18 protein-coding genes are annotated in these 18,071 nt (G+C 48.4%); 1 reads left to right on the top strand and 17 read right to left on the bottom strand.

Going from position 1 to position 18,071, the window contains the following annotated elements; genetic code table 11:
* Window positions 1-12: 12 nt before the first annotated feature.
* A complete protein-coding gene (locus ACZ5NB_RS02515; RefSeq protein ID WP_460231277.1) occupies window positions 13-921 on the bottom strand; it encodes a PhzF family phenazine biosynthesis protein in 909 nt (302 codons plus the stop codon).
* 96 nt (window positions 922-1,017) lie between these two features.
* On the bottom strand, window positions 1,018-2,046 hold the full coding sequence (locus tag ACZ5NB_RS02510; protein ID WP_460231276.1) for an HDOD domain-containing protein: 1,029 nt from the start codon (window positions 2,044-2,046) through the stop codon (window positions 1,018-1,020).
* Between the two features lie 163 nt (window positions 2,047-2,209).
* Between ACZ5NB_RS02510 and ACZ5NB_RS02505 the strand changes: the two genes are divergently transcribed.
* Window positions 2,210-2,923: a glycerophosphodiester phosphodiesterase gene (locus ACZ5NB_RS02505; protein WP_460231275.1), complete on the top strand. Its 714-nt coding sequence runs from the start codon at window positions 2,210-2,212 to the stop codon at window positions 2,921-2,923.
* Between the two features lie 23 nt (window positions 2,924-2,946).
* Here the strand turns inward: ACZ5NB_RS02505 and ACZ5NB_RS02500 are convergent, their stop codons facing one another.
* From ACZ5NB_RS02500 to ACZ5NB_RS02430, 15 genes are all read right to left on the bottom strand, one after another.
* Window positions 2,947-5,031 (bottom strand): thioredoxin domain-containing protein, encoded by a 2,085-nt coding sequence (locus ACZ5NB_RS02500; RefSeq protein WP_460231274.1) that lies wholly within the window; start codon window positions 5,029-5,031, stop codon window positions 2,947-2,949.
* A 117-nt stretch (window positions 5,032-5,148) separates the two neighbouring features.
* A complete protein-coding gene (locus ACZ5NB_RS02495) occupies window positions 5,149-5,685 on the bottom strand; it encodes a GNAT family N-acetyltransferase (RefSeq protein ID WP_460231273.1) in 537 nt (178 codons plus the stop codon).
* Window positions 5,686-5,824: 139 nt separating this feature from the next.
* Window positions 5,825-6,808 carry a lipoyl synthase gene (gene lipA / locus ACZ5NB_RS02490; RefSeq protein WP_460231272.1) on the bottom strand — a complete coding sequence of 328 codons (984 nt, stop codon included), beginning with the start codon at window positions 6,806-6,808 and terminating at the stop codon, window positions 5,825-5,827.
* Between the two features lie 29 nt (window positions 6,809-6,837).
* The gene (gene lipB, locus ACZ5NB_RS02485; RefSeq protein WP_460231271.1) at window positions 6,838-7,509 is read right to left on the bottom strand and encodes a lipoyl(octanoyl) transferase LipB; all 672 of its coding nucleotides are present in this window, start codon (window positions 7,507-7,509) and stop codon (window positions 6,838-6,840) included.
* Entirely contained in the window at window positions 7,509-7,781 is a 273-nt protein-coding gene (locus tag ACZ5NB_RS02480) for a YbeD family protein (RefSeq protein WP_460231270.1), read from the bottom strand. Before ACZ5NB_RS02480 ends, lipB begins: the two co-directional genes overlap by 1 nt.
* A gap of 153 nt (window positions 7,782-7,934) precedes the next feature.
* On the bottom strand, window positions 7,935-9,086 hold the full coding sequence (locus ACZ5NB_RS02475; protein ID WP_460231269.1) for a D-alanyl-D-alanine carboxypeptidase family protein: 1,152 nt from the start codon (window positions 9,084-9,086) through the stop codon (window positions 7,935-7,937).
* Between the two features lie 60 nt (window positions 9,087-9,146).
* Window positions 9,147-10,118, bottom strand: coding sequence for a septal ring lytic transglycosylase RlpA family protein (locus tag ACZ5NB_RS02470; protein ID WP_460231268.1), 972 nt, complete (start codon window positions 10,116-10,118; stop codon window positions 9,147-9,149).
* A gap of 2 nt (window positions 10,119-10,120) precedes the next feature.
* Entirely contained in the window at window positions 10,121-11,170 is a 1,050-nt protein-coding gene (gene mltB, locus ACZ5NB_RS02465; RefSeq protein ID WP_460231267.1) for a lytic murein transglycosylase B, read from the bottom strand.
* A gap of 20 nt (window positions 11,171-11,190) precedes the next feature.
* Entirely contained in the window at window positions 11,191-12,339 is a 1,149-nt protein-coding gene (gene rodA, locus ACZ5NB_RS02460) for a rod shape-determining protein RodA (RefSeq protein WP_460232082.1), read from the bottom strand.
* On the bottom strand, window positions 12,336-14,228 hold the full coding sequence (gene mrdA / locus ACZ5NB_RS02455; RefSeq protein WP_460231266.1) for a penicillin-binding protein 2: 1,893 nt from the start codon (window positions 14,226-14,228) through the stop codon (window positions 12,336-12,338). The genes rodA and mrdA overlap by 4 nt, the downstream gene beginning before the upstream one ends.
* A 137-nt stretch (window positions 14,229-14,365) precedes the next feature.
* Window positions 14,366-14,833, bottom strand: coding sequence for a 23S rRNA (pseudouridine(1915)-N(3))-methyltransferase RlmH (gene rlmH / locus ACZ5NB_RS02450; RefSeq protein ID WP_460231265.1), 468 nt, complete (start codon window positions 14,831-14,833; stop codon window positions 14,366-14,368).
* Window positions 14,834-14,856: 23 nt separating this feature from the next.
* Window positions 14,857-15,210, bottom strand: coding sequence for a ribosome silencing factor (gene rsfS, locus ACZ5NB_RS02445; protein ID WP_460231264.1), 354 nt, complete (start codon window positions 15,208-15,210; stop codon window positions 14,857-14,859).
* Window positions 15,203-15,877, bottom strand: coding sequence for a nicotinate-nucleotide adenylyltransferase (gene nadD / locus ACZ5NB_RS02440; protein ID WP_460231263.1), 675 nt, complete (start codon window positions 15,875-15,877; stop codon window positions 15,203-15,205). Before nadD ends, rsfS begins: the two co-directional genes overlap by 8 nt.
* A gap of 138 nt (window positions 15,878-16,015) precedes the next feature.
* Window positions 16,016-17,275: a glutamate-5-semialdehyde dehydrogenase gene (locus ACZ5NB_RS02435; protein ID WP_460231262.1), complete on the bottom strand. Its 1,260-nt coding sequence runs from the start codon at window positions 17,273-17,275 to the stop codon at window positions 16,016-16,018.
* Window positions 17,276-17,434: 159 nt separating this feature from the next.
* The gene (locus tag ACZ5NB_RS02430) at window positions 17,435-18,049 is read right to left on the bottom strand and encodes an LON peptidase substrate-binding domain-containing protein (RefSeq protein WP_460231261.1); all 615 of its coding nucleotides are present in this window, start codon (window positions 18,047-18,049) and stop codon (window positions 17,435-17,437) included.
* Between the last annotated feature and the right edge of the window lie 22 nt (window positions 18,050-18,071).

The raw sequence follows: 18,071 nt of genomic DNA, 5'->3' as shown, positions 1-18,071 counted from the left end.
CTACTGCCTGGTTTATGATAAACGCATATTACCTTCACATACCACCACCCCCGTACCGCCAATACGGATGGTCAGTTGATCGCTTCCCTTATTATCCACCTCAACATGCAGTAGGCTCCGCCGGGTATTTGATGAACCGCGTTCAGCAATAAAACTGTAAGTGCCTTTTTGAATATGATCATGGGCACAAAGGTAGGCCGAAAACGCGGGTATTGCCGATCCTATTGGCGGCGGTGTTGCACTATAGCCAGTAGGGCTCAGTAAGCGAAGGTGAAAATCTGCACCAGGTTGCTCGGTCTGAGGGGAGAATAATATGATCTGTTGCGCCAGCGTATTGGGTGCTAACGAATGATTCCACGCGGCGCGATCAAAAACGGCTGCTTCTAGCTGTTCCCGGTAATATATAGGCACAACGATGTAAACGCCTTTATTGGCAACGAGCAACGGCTTAAAGTCTTTGATACCGATCATTTTACTATCAATGGAAAGTAGCGACGCCAACTCTTCATTACTGGGCACATAGTTGTCGACAACAGGTTGCGTGGTCAAAGAAAATGTCGCGAGGTAATCATCTTGCTGACGCGTGACATGAACATCGATATCCCCTGTTTTATGACGAAAAATAATCGGGGAGCTTGCATCACTCACCTTGGCTTTACCCGTTGACGCCAGCACCTGTGCCGCCGCTAACGTCGCGTGACTACCGAAGTCAATTTCTTTTTCTGGGGTGAACATCCGAAGTGAATAGGTGTTTTGTGAGTCTTCGTGATTCAAAAACACAGTAGACCAGAGATTTAACTCTTGTGCGATTTGCTGCATTTGTTGATCAGAAAGTTGATCTGATTCAGTGACGACAGCAACTTGTGCTCCGCCAAAGGTTGCATTGGTAAAAACATCTGCCGTGTAAAAAGGAATGTGCATAAACGCTGCTCCGTTGTGTACTGGTAGTTGTTTAACGCTTTGAAAGTGTTTCAATTGTAACTAGCAGACAACAGGTGTCACGCACTTTTTACCCGCTTATACCTGCAGGCTTAGATGGCCCAAATCCTGAAGCAGATGATCTGGCGCTTTTACCGTACGGGCAATTGCCGCCAAGGGTACATCGTCTGACGCTATTTTATCTACCGCATATGCCTCACAATACAGGTTCGCATCAAATAATAATTTCCCGTACTGATCGACTTGAGTGCCCACATCTAAGTCGACTTGCTGCTGCAATGCCGTACAAATTTCTTTGGGCAAATCCCAATCCATCGCAATCGTTGCGCTGAGTGATGCGGCTTTATCTTGCATCACGGGAATAAACGCACTTGCAGGTGGTGTACTAGGTGTACTATTCAGTTTGAATTGACGACATAATTCACTGAATATTGTGATCTTACCAATGTCATGTGTAAGCCCCAGTAGATAACCCTTGTACGGCTCCAAACCTCGTAGTTGACCCAGTACTTCACAAGTCACGGCGCAGCATAAAGTATGCTCCCACAACTTTTGACCAAAGCCACTGTAGTAGTCCGACTGACGCTGCACAACTGGCTGCATAACTGCTGCCGAAAGCACCGCCCTCAATCCTTCTATACCGAGCTTTACGACAGCCGTGTCGATATTTTGGATGCGATTTGTCGTTGGGTTAAAGTAAACACTGTTAGCCAGTTTCAGTACCGCAGCACTCATTGCTGGGTCCTTGTTAATGATGGAAACGTAATCTTTTGCCGACGCCTCAGGGTCTCTCAAACTTCTCAACAATCGGGGAATCACGCTGGGCAGCCTGGGCACCGCTTTAGTACGTGCGGATTTTTCATCTAGCGAGTTACGCGCAACGTCAATGACCAAACGCTGCGGAACGCTTAGGGTTTGCGTCGCATGCTGCGCGTCAAGTGGTAGAGCAACGCCAAACAAGGTTTCATAAAACCGTTGCTCAGACAAAGACGCTGGCCAGGTTGATATGCCTTCAATAGTATGTCGCTGCGCTGCCGCGTAAGTAGGAAAGCTCTCACCCTCGGTGTTTCCACGCTGAAGAAACTGTCTAACAAATGAAAATGCCACGCTACCGTTCCCTATTTTTTGTAAAGTACCTACTCAGTCGGTCACAATGCTATGATCTAAGCCGACACCCAAAGGCCGCCGACCTTATAGCCATTTTGAAAACACTCCTTTTAACATTAGCACAGGCCCATGGAGGCGCTGCTATTTCTTGAGAGATCGCATCATGCACAAACCGCACAGACTTACCTGTTTCGCACACAGAGGAGGCCGTTCTATTGGTGTCGAGAATGCGCTGGAGACCATTGAAAAAGCACTTGCCTTGGGTGTGGATGGGGTTGAAATTGATATTTGGCTGGCGGGTGGTCAACTGATCGTGACCCACGATCGTCGATTAGGCAGAACAGTAAAAGGCGAGGGGTCCCTGCTGAAGTTATCTACCGACGAGGTCGCATCACTTAGGCACTACGATGACAGCCCGGTCGCGACCCTCAAAGAGGTTTTAGAGTTGATTGGCCAACGTGCAAGATTGAATATTGAAATTAAAGGCCCAGGATGTGCATCACCCATAGTTGAGCTACTCACAAACTATTGCCAGCAAAGCAATACGCCACTCGATAATTACATTATCTCCAGTTTCGACCACCGCCAATTACAGCAAGTAAAACAGCGTTTACCGGATGTCCCTATCGGCGCTTTAGTGGACGGCATTCTTTTGGATCTAGCCGCCTGCGCAGAATCGTTAGGAGCGATCTCACTCCATGCCGCTATTGATTTTTTGAGTGACGAATTAATTGACGATGCGAAAAATCGTGGGCTCAAGGTTTATGTTTATACTGTGAATGAGGTGGATGACTTCGAAGATCTAATGAATCGCGGGGTGGATGGCGTGTTTACTGATTTTCCGGAGCGACTGTTAGAATTTAATAAACAGCTGTGACGCCACACAAACAACCGGCACCTTCAACCTCCCATGTCGGCAACGACTTTACCGGTGATAACATCACGCAATTGTTCAAGTAATGCATCTAACGAATTATGCGTCTCGAAACAATGATCTCCCAAACAGATTAACCCTTGATTGTCGTCTAACATTAACAGTTCTGGCGGGTGAACATCTGAGCTATCGGGTATATAAAAACAACTGACTTGCTCTCCATATACTTGGTAGATTGACTGCTGCCAGCGGCGTAGATCTTCACCTCCCTTTAACAATATTTGCGGTGTGGGATGCAAGTATTCAGACAATGCCAACAAAATAGTGTGATGAGCTTTCGGCGTTTTTAACATAGCTCCCCAGCCACTTAACAATGTGCGGCGCGCTGCTTCAATATAATGCGGCTCAGCTGACAAATATCCGAGACGTAACAGTACTTTTGCCGCAACACCATTCCCGGAGGGGAAGACATTATCGGCATAGGTTTTTGGCCGGGCGATCAATGGCTCACCATCATGACTCGAAAAATAAAACCCACCGCCCTCGTCATCTGAAAAATCATCAATCAATGCTTCAGCCAGCGACACAGCAAGCTGGTAGTCTTCATCCCGCCAATGACTTCTTAACAACTCCAACAACCCATCTAACAAGTAGACGTGATCAGATAAATACCCATAGTGTTTTGGCTTGCCATCTTGCCAGGTAGCGAACAAGCGATTATTAACCCATAAATTTTCACGAATAAAATCGACAGCTTTTTGTGCTGCCTGAATATATTCGGGCGACCTAAACGTTCGGCCAGCCATGGCTAAACCTCGAATCATTAGGCCGTTCCAGCCGGTTAATATTTTATTATCATGAGCAGGCTTATTGCGTTTTAAACGCGCTTGGCGTAATTTTTCTAACGCAGAATAGAATTGTGATTTAACGGCATCCTCTTCTAACTCTAATTCTTCCGCTATCGACACCCAATCTCTCTCACGATGCAAATGCCAGTGGCTACCAAAATTTGCGTATTTATCCAGCTCAAACGCGGAGTACAAGACACCACGTTGTGTCGCATCGAGCAAATCGGATAATTCATCCGTCGACCAAAGATAATATGCACCTTCTGTATCATCACTATCGGCATCAAGCGAGCCGTAAAACGCGCCATGCTCATCACGCATTTCCGTCAAGGCCCACTGCGCGATACTATTCGCCGCGATCTCTAAATTCGCTTCATGAAATACCGTAAACGCTTGCGAATAAATAGCCAATAACAATCCGTTGTCGTATAGCATTTTTTCGTAGTGCGGGATCATCCATTGAGCATCGCGCGCATAGCGAAAAAAGCCTCCACCGACCTGATCGTTGATACCCGACCTCGCCATAATCAGCAAAGTATTGTGTAAGTGTACTGCGCAAGCGTCGCGCATAGGACTTTTGGTAAAAAGCGTAACGAACAATCGTTCTAGATTCGCAGGCATGGCAAATTTGGGCGCACCACCAAAACCACCCTGCATGAGATCCGCATCCTTTAGTAAATCCCCGGCCGCCTTAAGTACAGGAATCCCGCTCATGTTGACTTCAACATCTTGAGTGGTTTCGCTGCTATACAACTGTTTAAAATGCGCGCGCACATCTTTTAGTGTATCGGCAAAATCTTTGCCACGAGAACGATAATAGTCATCCACTTTGATTAGCAGGTCTTTAAAACCCAGCTGGCCGTTATTGGCTTCAACATTAAAGTAGGTGCCCACCAAAAAGGGAAGTCGAGTGCGAGGACATAAAAAAACAGTTAGCGGCCAACCGCCAGGTTTATTAGTGAAAAACTGATGAGCTGCTTGGTAGATTTCATCAATATCGGGACGCTCTTCTCGGTCTACTTTAATATTGATGAACATGGTGTTCATGAGTGAGGCGATCTCGGGGTCGCTAAAACTCTCTCTCAACATGAGGTGACACCAGTGCGATGCCGAATATCCTATCGATAACAATATCGGTTTATCCAGGCTTTGAGCAAGGGCTAAGGTTTCTTCGCTCCACGGTTGCCATGCCACAGGGCTGAATTGATGCTGCAACAAATAAGTGCTGGTGGCGTGCTGCAGTTGGTTGGTGAGTCGAGTCATTGACATCTCAAAGATACATCGCGAAGGCAAGTCATTTGCCAAAACGCAACACGTTATACCAATCTCATTGGTCCCTCTAGCCTGTCTCGATTAGCTAAAATATTTTCCCGATAAGCGTTAGGGTCGCACACCGTTTGTTTGACTACCCGATGTGTCTGCCGATAACATCCGCTGCGCCTGCCATGTGTGCAAGTTGATTAGCATGATATCAACCCACTGGCGCTGCACACGCGCAGAGTGACACCACTCCCACCCCAAAGCAGCGTAAAAAGCCTTGTGCTTTGGCGTAAACAATCGTAGACGATGCTGACCGTGCTGAAATGCGTAAGCACACGCATGATCAACTAACTGCTTGCCAATACCTTGCTCTCGATGACCTTCAATCACAAAGAGGTTCGCCAGCCAAACACTCTTGGTCGAGACCCGGTTGCCATAGTGTATGAGGCTGACCGACCCTACTAATTGCTTGCCATCCAGCGCCACCCAGGTCACCGGGTATTCTTCATCAGACAAGTGCTCTTGCAAGCGCTGCGCTCGCTCTTCCGAGGTTGTCACAGTGCCATCTAATTCCCACTCTTGCTGATGACAGTCAGCCAACGACGGCAGATAGTCAGGACGGGTTCGAAGGTCAACAATTTCTACGGGGGTATACATCAATTGTGTCTATCACTGTTACTTCTCGGTTCTTTGAGTGTAGCAGTTGACGACCGGAAAACGGCAGCATAGGCATAGAACGCCACCTTATCCGACAAACAGATGGCATATTGGCGGAAAGGGGGTAATTGAATCGCGATCAGACGATTTTCTCGCCTGATGCTTGTTTATCAGCATGATAGGACGAACGTACCAACGGCCCGCAAGCCGCGTGCTTGAAGCCGAGTTCTTTAGCGAGCGCTTCGTATTCAGAGAACTCGTCGGGGTGAACGTAACGATCAACTGGAAGGTGATGCTTAGATGGCTGAAGGTACTGGCCTATCGTGAGCATGTCGATATCATGCTCACGCATATCCTTCATAACATCAAAAATCTCGTCTTTGGTTTCTCCCAGCCCAACCATTAAGCCCGATTTGGTGAGTACATCAGGACGACGAGATTTGTATTCTTTGAGCAGCTTGAGTGACCACTTGTAATTGGCACCGGGGCGCGCTTGACGGTACAAGCGTGGCACCGTTTCCAAATTGTGGTTGAAAACATCCGGGGCTTCTCGCTCAAACACATCTAGCGCCTCGTCCATACGACCACGGAAGTCAGGCGTCAACACCTCTACCGTCAGGTCTGGAGAGAGACGTCGCGACTCGCGGATACATTCAGCGAAGTGCGCAGCGCCACCGTCACGCAGATCATCACGATCTACCGACGTGATGACCACATAGGACAAACGCATTTCAGCAATCGCCTGTGCCAGGTGCAAAGGTTCGTGGGCATCCAGTGGATTAGGCTTACCATGACCCACATCGCAAAACGGGCAGCGTCGAGTGCATATCTCGCCCATCACCATAAACGTTGCTGTGCCACCAGCAAAGCATTCACCAAGATTGGGACAACTTGCTTCTTCACAAACGCTCGCAAGACCATTTTTACGCAAGATCTTTTTTATTTGATCGACACGCGGGTCAGCCGGCATTTTTACGCGAATCCAGTCTGGCTTGCGCAGATAGGTCTCGCTTTCAACGACCTTAACGGGAATTCGCTCGACCTTATCAGCATCTCGCAGCTTTTCGCCTTGCACTCGGCGTCGGGTTCGCTTGACGGGGATATTGTCTTGGGTGTCACTCACGATGATGTCTCTTTATCGTCAACGGCTGTTTAGCCAGTTTTATCGGTTTGTATCCAATCAGGGGCTTCAGCCCAGCGCGGGGATAGGTCTAAGATGTCGGCGCAATGCCTAACCAGTGCCCGGCTAACATCATCCAATGATAGGCCGTCATCTGAGCTCAAGTCAGACATTTGTGTGACCGCCATGCCCGCGTAACCACAAGGATTAATGCGCTGAAAAGGCTCCAAATCCATCGCTACATTGAGGCTCAAACCATGGAAGCTGCATCCTCGGCGCACTCTCAAACCAAGGGCGGCAATTTTAGCACCTTTTACATAGACACCGGGCGCACCAGCCATTCGTTCTGCCTCAATACCATAGTCTTTTACGGTATTGATCAGCACCTGTTCGATCTTTTCCACTAACTCGCGGACCCCGACTTTCAATCGGGGTAGGTTCAACAATGGGTATGCAATCAATTGCCCCGGGCCGTGATAGGTCACCTGCCCGCCGCGATCACACTGAACAACTGGAATGTCGCCAGGTGCCAACACGTGCTCTTGGCGGCCCGCTTGCCCAAGGGTAAAAACCGGCGGATGCTGCACCAACCAAAGCTCATCTTGAGTATCCGGCGTGCGAGAGTCTGTAAACCGGCGCATCTGCTCCCACGTGAGCTGATAGTCTTGCACACCGAGAGAGCGCACCAGAACTGGCTGGGGCATTAGAGAACCATCTTAATCAGGTCACTGGCCATCAAATCTCGGTGTAGTGCTTTCAACTGGTCTTCACCGGTTGCCGTAATAAACACGGTAATGGATTGGTAACGGCCATTGCGACTATCGCGCACGGTTATCTTGGTTTGATCAAAGCCTGGGGCATGGGTATCCACAAGGGTGGTTACAACACTGTGGAGGCTATCATGCGCCTCCCCCATGATTTTTATCGGGTAGTCGGCGCAAGGAAATTCAATTTTTGGTGGTTCTTCTTGAGTCATACAGGACTAGGTCGGAGTTAGCGGATTGATAACATGTTAAGCCCGTCGCGAAGATTCGACAACGTCTCAACAGCATGGCCGTATTAATGAGGGCGAGCTAAGCAATCTCAAGACAGGCAATCATTGGACCCGCTCTGCGGGTCCGAGGGTCACTTACAACATACCAAATAAGCCCATGAAGAACAGCTTTAAGCTATCCCACAAGCGCGCAAAGAAGCCCGCCTCCTCTATCGCTTGTTTAGCCACTAAGGGTAAATCGAGAATTTGCTCGCCTTCAAGCGCTACAGTCACCGAACCAATTTCTTGACCCGCCTTAATGGGTGCTTCGATCACTGTATCGAGGTGCATCTCAGCACTTAAACTATCTTCCGCGCCGCGCGGAATAGTGACAGCGATTGGTTTCGCCACACCTAACTCTAGAGAGTCTGACTTGCCTTTCCACACATCAACCGTGTGCAATACATTGTCTACGCCGTATAGCTGGTGCGTTTGAAAATAGCGAAAGCCATAAGCCAAGAGCTTTTGCGACTCTGAAGCGCGCGCTTCTTCAGATTTGGTGCCCATCACTACCGCAATCAAGCGCATATTATCTTTCAGTGCTGAACTTACTAAACAGTAACCAGCGGCTTCGGTATGTCCTGTTTTCAAACCATCTACACTAGGGTCTCGAAACAATAACTTGTTACGGTTTGGCTGATTAATACCATTGTATTTGAAGTATTTTTCCGAATACATTTCATAATGAGATGGGTAGTCGTTAATGAGTGCGCGGGCCAACAAGGATAGATCTCTTGCAGTAGTGACGTGACCTTCAGCGGGCCAGCCCGTCGCATTCTTGTAATGCGTACTATTCATTCCTAACAGTGTGGCTTGCTGATTCATGATATCAGCAAAGGCATCTTCACTACCTGCCACATGCTCAGCCAATGCAACGCTAGCGTCGTTACCGGATTGAATAATCACCCCACGCAACAAATCTTCAACCGGCACCTGAGTACCTTCGCGGATGAACATTTTTGAGCCACCCATTTGCCACGCTTTAACACTGATATTGACCATGTCATCTAGCGCAAGATTACCGCTAGCAATCTCACCCGACACAATGTAGCTGGTCATCATTTTTGTCAGGCTTGCAGGTGGCAATTGTTCATCTGCATTGTGCTCAACCAATACTTTACCCGTATTGGCATCCAGCAATATGTATCCCGTTGACGCTAATTGCGGAGGCGATGGAATAATAACAGGCTTGGCACTCGCAATACTCGACAACAAACAAATGCCCACAAACCCCAAAACTGCACTCAAACGTTTTACCAACAAAACTGACTCCCTTAGCCTAATAAATATCAAAATGTTTATTACTATTTATCGAACAACATGAGGCTTACCTAGCCTTTGCTGTTCTATTAAAGACTGCAAACTAACCAACTCGAAGTTATCGGCTATTGGGCCGATTCTTACCCTAAACAAGCGTTTTGCGGCGCTGATAGTCTCTTCAACAAAAACTGGGTACTGGGTGAGCGCCCTAATTTTTTGCTGTAGGTTATTCGCCGCACTGGGGTCACTAAACGCACCGGCCTGTAAATAGGTTGGCTCAGCTAGCGAATAACCCGCCGAATTATCCGGTGCATTCGCTACCAAATCGCCCTCAGCATTTTCAAACGTTGACTCACTAGTTACTTTGCGACGTTCGAATGTGCCGACTACGGGGGCAGAGCTTTGCGAAGCCTGTTGGCTTTGGGTTTCTCTGGCATTGCGCTCAGCATGAAACGCTACCGGATCGATCGCAGCAATTTCCACCATTGCTGTACCTTTATCGACAAACCCCAACTTCTTCGCCGCGGCATAAGTTAAGTCAATGATGCGATCACCATGAAAAGGCCCTCGATCATTAACTCGCACAATCACTTCCTTACCGTTTTCAATGTTACGCACAGTGACAAATGTTGGAATCGGTAAATTTTTGTGCGCTGCGGTCATACCGTACATGTTATATACCTCGCCATTGGAGGTGCGTCGGCCATGAAACTTACGCCCATACCAGGAGGCATAGCCTCGCTGCGTAAAGCCATGAGACTCCGGTAATACGCTATAAGTTTTCCCAAGTACTGTGTACGGGCTTTTATTCCCTGCGCTGGTACGCGGCTCTACTCTGGGTACAGCATCAGGAACATGCGCCACATCAACAGGCTTGGGAGGACCGGAATCTTTTATGTCTTGTTTGCCAAGACTAATACAACCCGTCAAGGCGAATAGAGAAAAACCAGCGACGAGGATTAGCCGTATTAACGGCAACGGCGATGCTTGAAGAAATCGAAAGGGCAAATGATTTTTCATTATTACTTCGTCATCTCCTGGGTCGCGGTGAGGTCAAGTGTTAAGGCAGACGAACTCGCACTGTCATATCGCTTACGCAATTCTTCACTCAATTGATAAACCGCTAGTGCATACAATTGACTACGATTGTAACGTGTAATCACTTCAAAATTCTTAAACCCCATCCAAAACTCGGTCCCCGCCTCGCCCTGATGCTTCATAACCAACGCGTCGAGTTCTCCGTCAACTTGGTTTACAGCGGTATAACCAAGAGACTCTAGCTCTGTAACGCTATGGGTTAGTGATAGTTTCTTTGTGAGTGCACTTTGATCGAAAGCCGCTGACACTTTCACGCGTGACGCAACGGGCTGACCTGCTCGCCAGCCATGACGTTTAAAATAATTGGCAACGCTACCAATAGCATCAACGGGATTGTTCCAAATGTCGGTGAAGCCATCAGCATCAAAATCGACGGCGTAGGCGCGATAACTCGACGGCATGAATTGCCCATAGCCCATAGCACCTGCATAGGAGCCCGTCAGCTCTAATGGACTTTGCTGTTGCTCGCGGCTCAACAACATAAAGTTTACCAACTCTTTACGGAAGAACTTAGACCGCGGGGGGTAATCAAAGCCCAGCGTCGATAACGCATCGATTACACGGTAGTTCCCGGTATATGTGCCATAACGAGTCTCCACGCCCAGTATCGCCACGACGACTTGAGGTGCCACACCCAGCTCTTGTTCGGCACGCGCTAACGTACCCGCATGTTTTTGCCAAAACTTCACACCATTATTTATGCGCCGTTCTTCAATGAATATGTCTCGATACTCTCCCCAGGTCAGTGTTTTTTCTGCCGGACGCGCAATAGCATCTAAAATAGACTGTTTTTTCTCAACCTGCGTAAACAGTTGGCGCAAATCCTCTTCAACAAATTGATGCTCTGATGTCATCTCTGCGATAAAGCTGTTAATTTCATTATGCTGAGAATAATCAGCCGCAACCAACGCGCTCAGTGACACACTAGCCAGCGCCATAGCGTTTGCAACGATTTTTTTGTTGAAGATCCCCATACTACATTCCCTTAAATTTCTTACATCGTGACGCGTTTCGGCTCAGTACTCACAGCCATCAGTAGACCAAACCCCATCATGAGTGTTAACAAAGAAGTACCACCGTGGCTAACGAGCGGTAAAGGCACCCCCACAACGGGCAGTAAACCTGCAACCATTCCCATATTGACAAAGACATAGACAAAAAATGTCACTGTAATACTACCCGCCAACAATCGACTAAACGTATCTTGCGCGCTCATGGCGATATACATTCCCCGCAAGAAAATTAACAGGTAAATGGCCATCAACAGCAACACGCCCATTAAACCAAACTCTTCTGCAAGAACCGCAATGATAAAATCGGTATGACTTTCCGGCAGAAAATCTAAATGCGATTGTGTGCCTTGCAGCCACCCTTTCCCGTGAACCCCACCAGAACCAATGGCCGTTTTAGATTGAATGATATTCCAGCCGGCGCCAAGTTTATCACTTTCCGGGCTGAATAATGTGAGGACCCGTTGCTTTTGATAATCCAATAAAACGAAGTGCCACATTGGCCAAATACTAGCGAGCAACAAAGCCAGAGCACCAAAGATTAGCCTCCAGCGAATACCCGCAAAAAACAAAACAACCAACCCTGAAGAGGCAATTAGCAGCGAGGTTCCAAGATCTGGCTGTTTCAAAATGAGTAATGTCGGCACCAATACCAATACCAAACTCCAAAATATATGCTTAATCCCTGGCGGCAGTGAGCGCTGAGCGAAATAGGCAGCAATAGTGATTGGCAAAATCACTTTCATAATTTCTGAAGGCTGAAATCGAAAGCCTCCTACGCTTAACCACCGTTGCGCACCTTTCGCACCCACCCCAAAAAAGATCACAGCCACCAACAATGCCACGCCAAGCCCCCACATTACAGGAGCCCAACGCATCAAGCTGTGCAACTTAACTTGAGCGATGGCAAACATGACGCCGTATGCGAGAACAAAAAAAGTAACCTGACGCTTGATGTAACTTGGCGAGTCATCGCTAGCGCTGATTAGCACCGTTAGCCCATAGGCGGTGAGTGTTAACAACAGAAGCAGTAAAGGAACATCAATACCCAAACGCTGAGACAAACTGCTCCTGCGTCGCAAGTGGTAACTCGCTTCCGGCATACGACGAATAAAATCTTGCGTGGCCACTATGGCGTCCCCGAGATATGTTTGACGTTTCGCCGCGCTTCACTCGCGAAATATTCATCGAGCACGATACGTGCAATTGGTGCAGATTTTTCGCCGCCGTGGCCACTGTTTTCCAGCACAACCGCAATGGCAATTTGCGGCTCGTCCGCTGGCGCATAGCCTACAAACAATGCCTGATCACGCTGACGTTCGGCCACATTTTCTTCATCGTACTTTTCATCTTGGGCAATACTAATAACTTGTGCGGTACCTGTTTTGCCAGCCATACGGTACCCGATGTCTTTACTAATGCGCCGCGCCGTTCCCTTAGGGCTGTGTATCACTTTTTCCATAGCAAGTTGCACATAATCCCAGTGCGTGTCGCTGACATTGAGTTGACTCACCGGGTCGGTTTGAGCCAGTGAGTCGCCTTCGTTCAACGGGTCCCATTGTTCGTCCACCAGCTGAGGCGTAAAGCGGGTTCCGCGCGATGCCATGGTCGCGACCATCACCGACAACTGCAGTGGCGTTGCCAACACATAACCCTGCCCCACTCCAACATTTAAACTGTCGCCCGGATACCAACTGACACCTATTCGCTCACGCTTCCACTGCCGTGACGGCCATGCTCCGGTTTTTTCGTTAGGAATATCAATACCGGTTCGATACCCCAATCCGAAGTGACTCCCGAACTCGTGAATACGATCAATGGTCATGCGATTTGCAAGATCGTAGTAATAAGTGTTGCACGACTCTATTATCGCTGTTTCTAAATCAACATTTTTACCGTGCCCCCAGCTGATGTGGTCGCGGTAGCGTCGTTCTTCTCCGGGCAGCTGAAAATAGCCAATATCATTGATGGTATATTTCGAAGAGATAATCCCGGTGTGCAAGCCACCTAGGCCTATCATCGGTTTTAGGGTAGAGCCTGGCGGATACTGACCTTGAATAGTTCGATCGAACAATGGAATGTCTTTAGATTCTCGCAGCGCCGCATAATCTTTGAAGCTAATGCCCGTCACAAATAGATTGGGATCAAAACTCGGCGTCGATGCCATAGCGATAACGCCACCATTTCGAACATCGACTGCGACCACTGCTCCCCGATAACCTGCCAGCGCATCGACTGCCGCTTTTTGCACGTCTGCATCAATAAATAAATGCAAATCTTCGCCGGGCTGTGGATCTTCACGCTCCAATTCTTTTAGAACACGCCCCCGCGCATTGGTCTCGACATGCTGGTACCCCACCTCACCCAGCAATCGTGACTCATATTGCTTCTCTAAACCAATTTTGCCAATTGAGTAAGTGCCGCTGTAACGCTGCTTTTGTTCTTCATCAAAACTTGCTACTTCACGATCATTGATACGACCAACATACCCAACCGAATGAGCAAACAGTTCACCCAAAGGATAATAACGTACCAACTGGGCCTCCACTTCAACACCCTCTAAGCGATATTCATTGGCAGCCAATTTAGCCATTTCAATTTCGGTGAGCTGGTAACGCAGTGGTACGGCCTCAAATGGTCGTCGGTACTGGGAAAGATTCTTCTCAAATTTTTCTAAATCACTCTCGGAAACATCAATCAAGTCACTAATAATTGCCAAGGTTTCAGGCAAATCTTTTATTCGCTCTTTGATTAATGACAACGTGAAGCTGGGACGGTTGTCGGCCAGCAAGACACCGTTGCGATCAAAAATGAGACCTCGAGTAGGAGGGATAGGCTTAACGTGAATGCGGTTGCGGTCGGATTCGGTAACATAATCCTCATGCTGGACAACCTGCAAGTTGTAGTACCGATAGATCAAGACACCCGCAAGTGAAACCACCAACAACCCCATCACCACAGCACGATGGAAAAATATCCGCGCTTCGCGACTGTGATCTTTTAGATGGAGATGATCGGACATACTGTCGTAATCGGTAGCTGTTTAATTATCAATCTAGTCTAGAACAGATAGGACAGCAAAAACACCCATAAATTCAGGCATTTAGCTGGCAAATTATGTTTTTTTTGGATACTTTTCGCAAAACACCCGATGTTTATTTATTTGTGGTACGGGTGATTATTTAAAATCGTCCACGCTCGATAAATTTGTTCCGCCAATAACACTCTCACGAGAGGATGAGGCAAGGTTAACGCAGACAGCGACCACACCTGATTTGCGCGCGTTAAGCAGGCTTGAGACAAACCGTCTGGCCCACCAATCAATAACACAACTGATTTGCCGTCCATTCGCCAGTTTTCCATTTGACCGGAAAGCTGCTCAGTACTCCACTGCTTGCCACGAGAATCTAACGCGATAACCCACGCTCTATCATCGATCGCATCGAGTAACTGCTGCGATTCTTTTTCGATAGCTTGAGCCGTATTAGTATTTTTACCGCGATTAGTTAGCGGCAATTCACGAAACTCAAGCATGCAATCTCGTGGCAGACGCTTGAGATATTCACCACTACCCTCTTGCACCCAACCCGGCATTTTTGTGCCGATGGCCAACACCGTAATCTTCATGATTTTTTATGCGAGACGCTAGGTTATTCAGTATCAGTTTGTTGCGTGCGATTTTCTGGCTCGAGTGACCAGAGTTTTTCCAACTCATAAAATTCACGCGTTTGCGGCAACATTGCATGAACCACCGTCACCCCATAATCAACGAGCACCCACTCACCGCCTTCTTTACCTTCCATGCCCAGAGGCCTCTCACCAATCTGCTTCATCTCATCTATTACGTTGTCGACCAATGACTTTACATGACGGCTAGATGTACCACTGACAATAATCAACGTGTCCATGACATCGCTGAGTTCACTGACATCAATTGAGACAATGTCTTTGCCTTTGAGGTCTTCAAGAGCCTGGATGATTACTTCGTTAAACTGCTCAGCCATTAAAGCTTACCTTTTGTGTTTTCTGGAGTGAGTTGGGGGTGTATATCGCATTAGTGTGTAAATATTCACTTACCTTTTGAGGCAGTAAACTAGAGACATTTTCATTTTGCAGTAGGGCTTCACGCACCACGGTGGAGGAGATATTGACTAGACTCAGCTCAGCCAAGACGACCTTCCCTTTTGCCTGCTGTTGCACATCGATAGCCTCTCCGCGGTGTGCCTCTATAAAATCAATAAGCTCGCCGGATTCAGGCAGCTGATAACCAGGGCGCGCGGCAACAACGATGTGACCAAAGTTGAGCAGCTCTCGCCAGCGATGCCATGAGGCCAAACTCGCTAAGGAGTCCATCCCCATACCGATGCTTAACGATACATCATTGCCTAACTCCTCGCGCAACACCTTCAATGTGTTGAGAGAATACGAGGTGTCCGGGCTATCCAGCTCCACGGTATCTATCGTGAGGTCCGGATGATCCTCGACGGCCAGACGCAGCATCTCTAAGCGCTGATTGACGTTCGCGATTGGCTGCGGCCGATGCGGAGGGATGTGGCAGGGCACTAAGCGCATTTCATCAAGCCGAAAATACGCCTTTAACTCAGTGGCCATTTGAATATGTCCACGATGCACAGGATCGAATGTGCCACCAAACATTGCGACGCGCTTCACTCGGACACCACCTGACAGTAAGAGAGCATCTGCGCACATGAAAAGCGGAAGAACGTAAACACGGTAGTTAACCTAGAGGAGACAAATCCGCACGGCACCGTAGTGAGGTGCCGCACAGCGAAAACACGTTTGACCATCTTAAGGGCGAATATGCCCATCACCATAGACGACCCATTTTTGTGTTGTTAGCCCTTCCAGACCGACAGGGCCGCGAGCGTGGAGCTTGTTCGTAGAGATTCCAATCTCGGCACCAAGGCCATACTCAAAGCCATCGGCGAATTGGGTAGACGCGTTGACCATTACAGAGCTGGAATCCACCTGCGCGACAAAACGTCGAGAGGTCGTTAAGTTTTCAGTAATGATGGAATCAGTATGGCCAGAACCATAAGTAGCAATATGCTCCATAGCCTGGTCGACATCGTCAACGATACGGATTGATAAGATCGGTGCCAGGTATTCGGTAGCCCAGTCCTCTTCAGTCGCGGCGGCCGCTCCAGAAATCAGGCTCAGCGTTTTCTCGCAGCCACGCAACTCAACACCTTTTTCGGCATAAGCTTCCGCCAAACGGGGCAAAACATGGGGTGCTGCCTTGGCTGAAACAAGCAAGGTTTCCATGGCACCACAAATGCCGTAACGGCGAGTTTTTGCATTAAGCGCGACATTAAAGGCTTTATCCATGTCGGCATCGTCATCGATATAAACATGACAGATACCATCCAAATGCTTGATCACAGGCACTGTCGCATTATTGGCAATTCGCTCGATCAAGCCTTTACCACCACGGGGTACGATGACATCGACATAATCTTGCATCGTAATCAGCTCACCCACTGCTTCGCGATCAGTCGTATTGACCACTTGCACCACGCTTTCTGGTAAACCCGCGACCCTCAAGCCCTCAGCAATACACTCCGCAATGGCCTGGTTCGAATGAAGTGCTTCGCTGCCGCCACGCAAAATCGTGGCATTGCCGGATTTCAAACATAACGAGGCGGCATCGATAGTGACATTAGGGCGAGACTCATAAATGATACCAATAACGCCAAGTGGCACGCGCATCTTACCTACTTGGATACCACTCGGGCGGTAGGTTAGACCTGTCACTTCACCACAGGGATCATTCAGACCAGCCACCTGCTGCAAGCCTGCGATCATGCCATCGATTCGCGCTGGCGTTAACTCGAGGCGGTCAAGCATGGCCGCATCGAGACCTTTATCTTTACCGGCCGCCATATCTTTTTGGTTCGCGCTCAAAATATCCGCGCGAGATTTTTCCAACGCGTCTGCCGCGGCAGTTAACGCAAGATTTTTTTGGCCAGTGCTAGCAGCAGCAACAAGGCGAGCGGCTTCGCGCGCCTGTTTACCTAATGCCTGCATGTACGACTTGGTATCACTCATTAGCAAATATTCTTTTCTTTCAATTCAAAAGGGTCAGGGTTACACACAAAAAGTACCTAGTGTGCTACTCAATGCCCGGCATTATATCGCCTTTACCAAGAAAACGCGTGACCCGCACACGCACTTATCAAGAATTACCCGAAATTACCAAGATATCGGCTAACTTTTGGAAAGCTCTGCGACTAGCCCGGCCAAGTATTCGAGCCTCAAGCCGACGTCGTTGCATAAAAACGTACGCCGCTTCTCAGCCTCCGATAACGGCAGCAAATAGGCTAACTGGTTTGCCAAATCTGCCGTTGTGGCAACCCCTGGCAAACCGAGGCTTTCGTTGTGGGGGTGCTCTTTTAAGGTTTCAACCAAATCCACCAAACCTTGATATTCTTCATCAAGTGGAATTTGCTCATCGCGAGATAAATAGCCAATACGCCCCACCATCAGTCCATCATCTTGAGTCTCGCTATCCAGCACCTCAAAACGGCGCCGCCCCATTACGTCTAACTGAAGCAAGCCATTGGGCCGCTGATCCCAGTCCGTCACGATGACTTCAACGCCGAGTGGATAGATCTCCGGTGGTCGCCCAACCTCTTCCCCCTTGGCAATTGGCACAATACCAAAGCCCTCATTGGCTTTTAGTTGGCGACTAACCATATCTAGATAGCGGCGCTCAAAGATCTGCAGTTTTAAGGGTATCCCCTGAAACAAAAACACCTTAAGCGGAAATAATGGCAGCGTGATATCCGCTGCTGCGCCACTAGAGTTATCAAGATTAGACACATACACACTCTCTATCGGTTTA

The organism is Aurantivibrio plasticivorans (assembly GCF_055392955.1).
The sequence above is the reverse complement of the archived record's forward strand: the minus strand, read 5'-3'. Positions and strand labels throughout refer to the sequence as shown.

What these genes read in the sequence shown, in the direction of transcription:
- ACZ5NB_RS02480 (WP_460231270.1), bottom strand. Translation starts at nt 7,781, where the DNA reads ATGACTCAAGAAGAACCACCAAAAATTGAATTTCCTTGCGCCGACTAC.
- rlmH (WP_460231265.1), bottom strand. Translation starts at nt 14,833, where the DNA reads ATGAAGATTACGGTGTTGGCCATCGGCACAAAAATGCCGGGTTGGGTG.
- mltB (WP_460231267.1), bottom strand. Translation starts at nt 11,170, where the DNA reads ATGGGGATCTTCAACAAAAAAATCGTTGCAAACGCTATGGCGCTGGCT.
- rsfS (WP_460231264.1), bottom strand. Translation starts at nt 15,210, where the DNA reads ATGGCTGAGCAGTTTAACGAAGTAATCATCCAGGCTCTTGAAGACCTC.
- ACZ5NB_RS02500 (WP_460231274.1), bottom strand. Translation starts at nt 5,031, where the DNA reads ATGACTCGACTCACCAACCAACTGCAGCACGCCACCAGCACTTATTTG.
- mrdA (WP_460231266.1), bottom strand. Translation starts at nt 14,228, where the DNA reads ATGTCCGATCATCTCCATCTAAAAGATCACAGTCGCGAAGCGCGGATA.
- ACZ5NB_RS02495 (WP_460231273.1), bottom strand. Translation starts at nt 5,685, where the DNA reads ATGTATACCCCCGTAGAAATTGTTGACCTTCGAACCCGTCCTGACTAT.
- ACZ5NB_RS02515 (WP_460231277.1), bottom strand. Translation starts at nt 921, where the DNA reads ATGCACATTCCTTTTTACACGGCAGATGTTTTTACCAATGCAACCTTT.
- ACZ5NB_RS02505 (WP_460231275.1), top strand. Translation starts at nt 2,210, where the DNA reads ATGCACAAACCGCACAGACTTACCTGTTTCGCACACAGAGGAGGCCGT.
- ACZ5NB_RS02470 (WP_460231268.1), bottom strand. Translation starts at nt 10,118, where the DNA reads ATGAAAAATCATTTGCCCTTTCGATTTCTTCAAGCATCGCCGTTGCCG.
- lipB (WP_460231271.1), bottom strand. Translation starts at nt 7,509, where the DNA reads ATGCCCCAGCCAGTTCTGGTGCGCTCTCTCGGTGTGCAAGACTATCAG.
- ACZ5NB_RS02435 (WP_460231262.1), bottom strand. Translation starts at nt 17,275, where the DNA reads ATGAGTGATACCAAGTCGTACATGCAGGCATTAGGTAAACAGGCGCGC.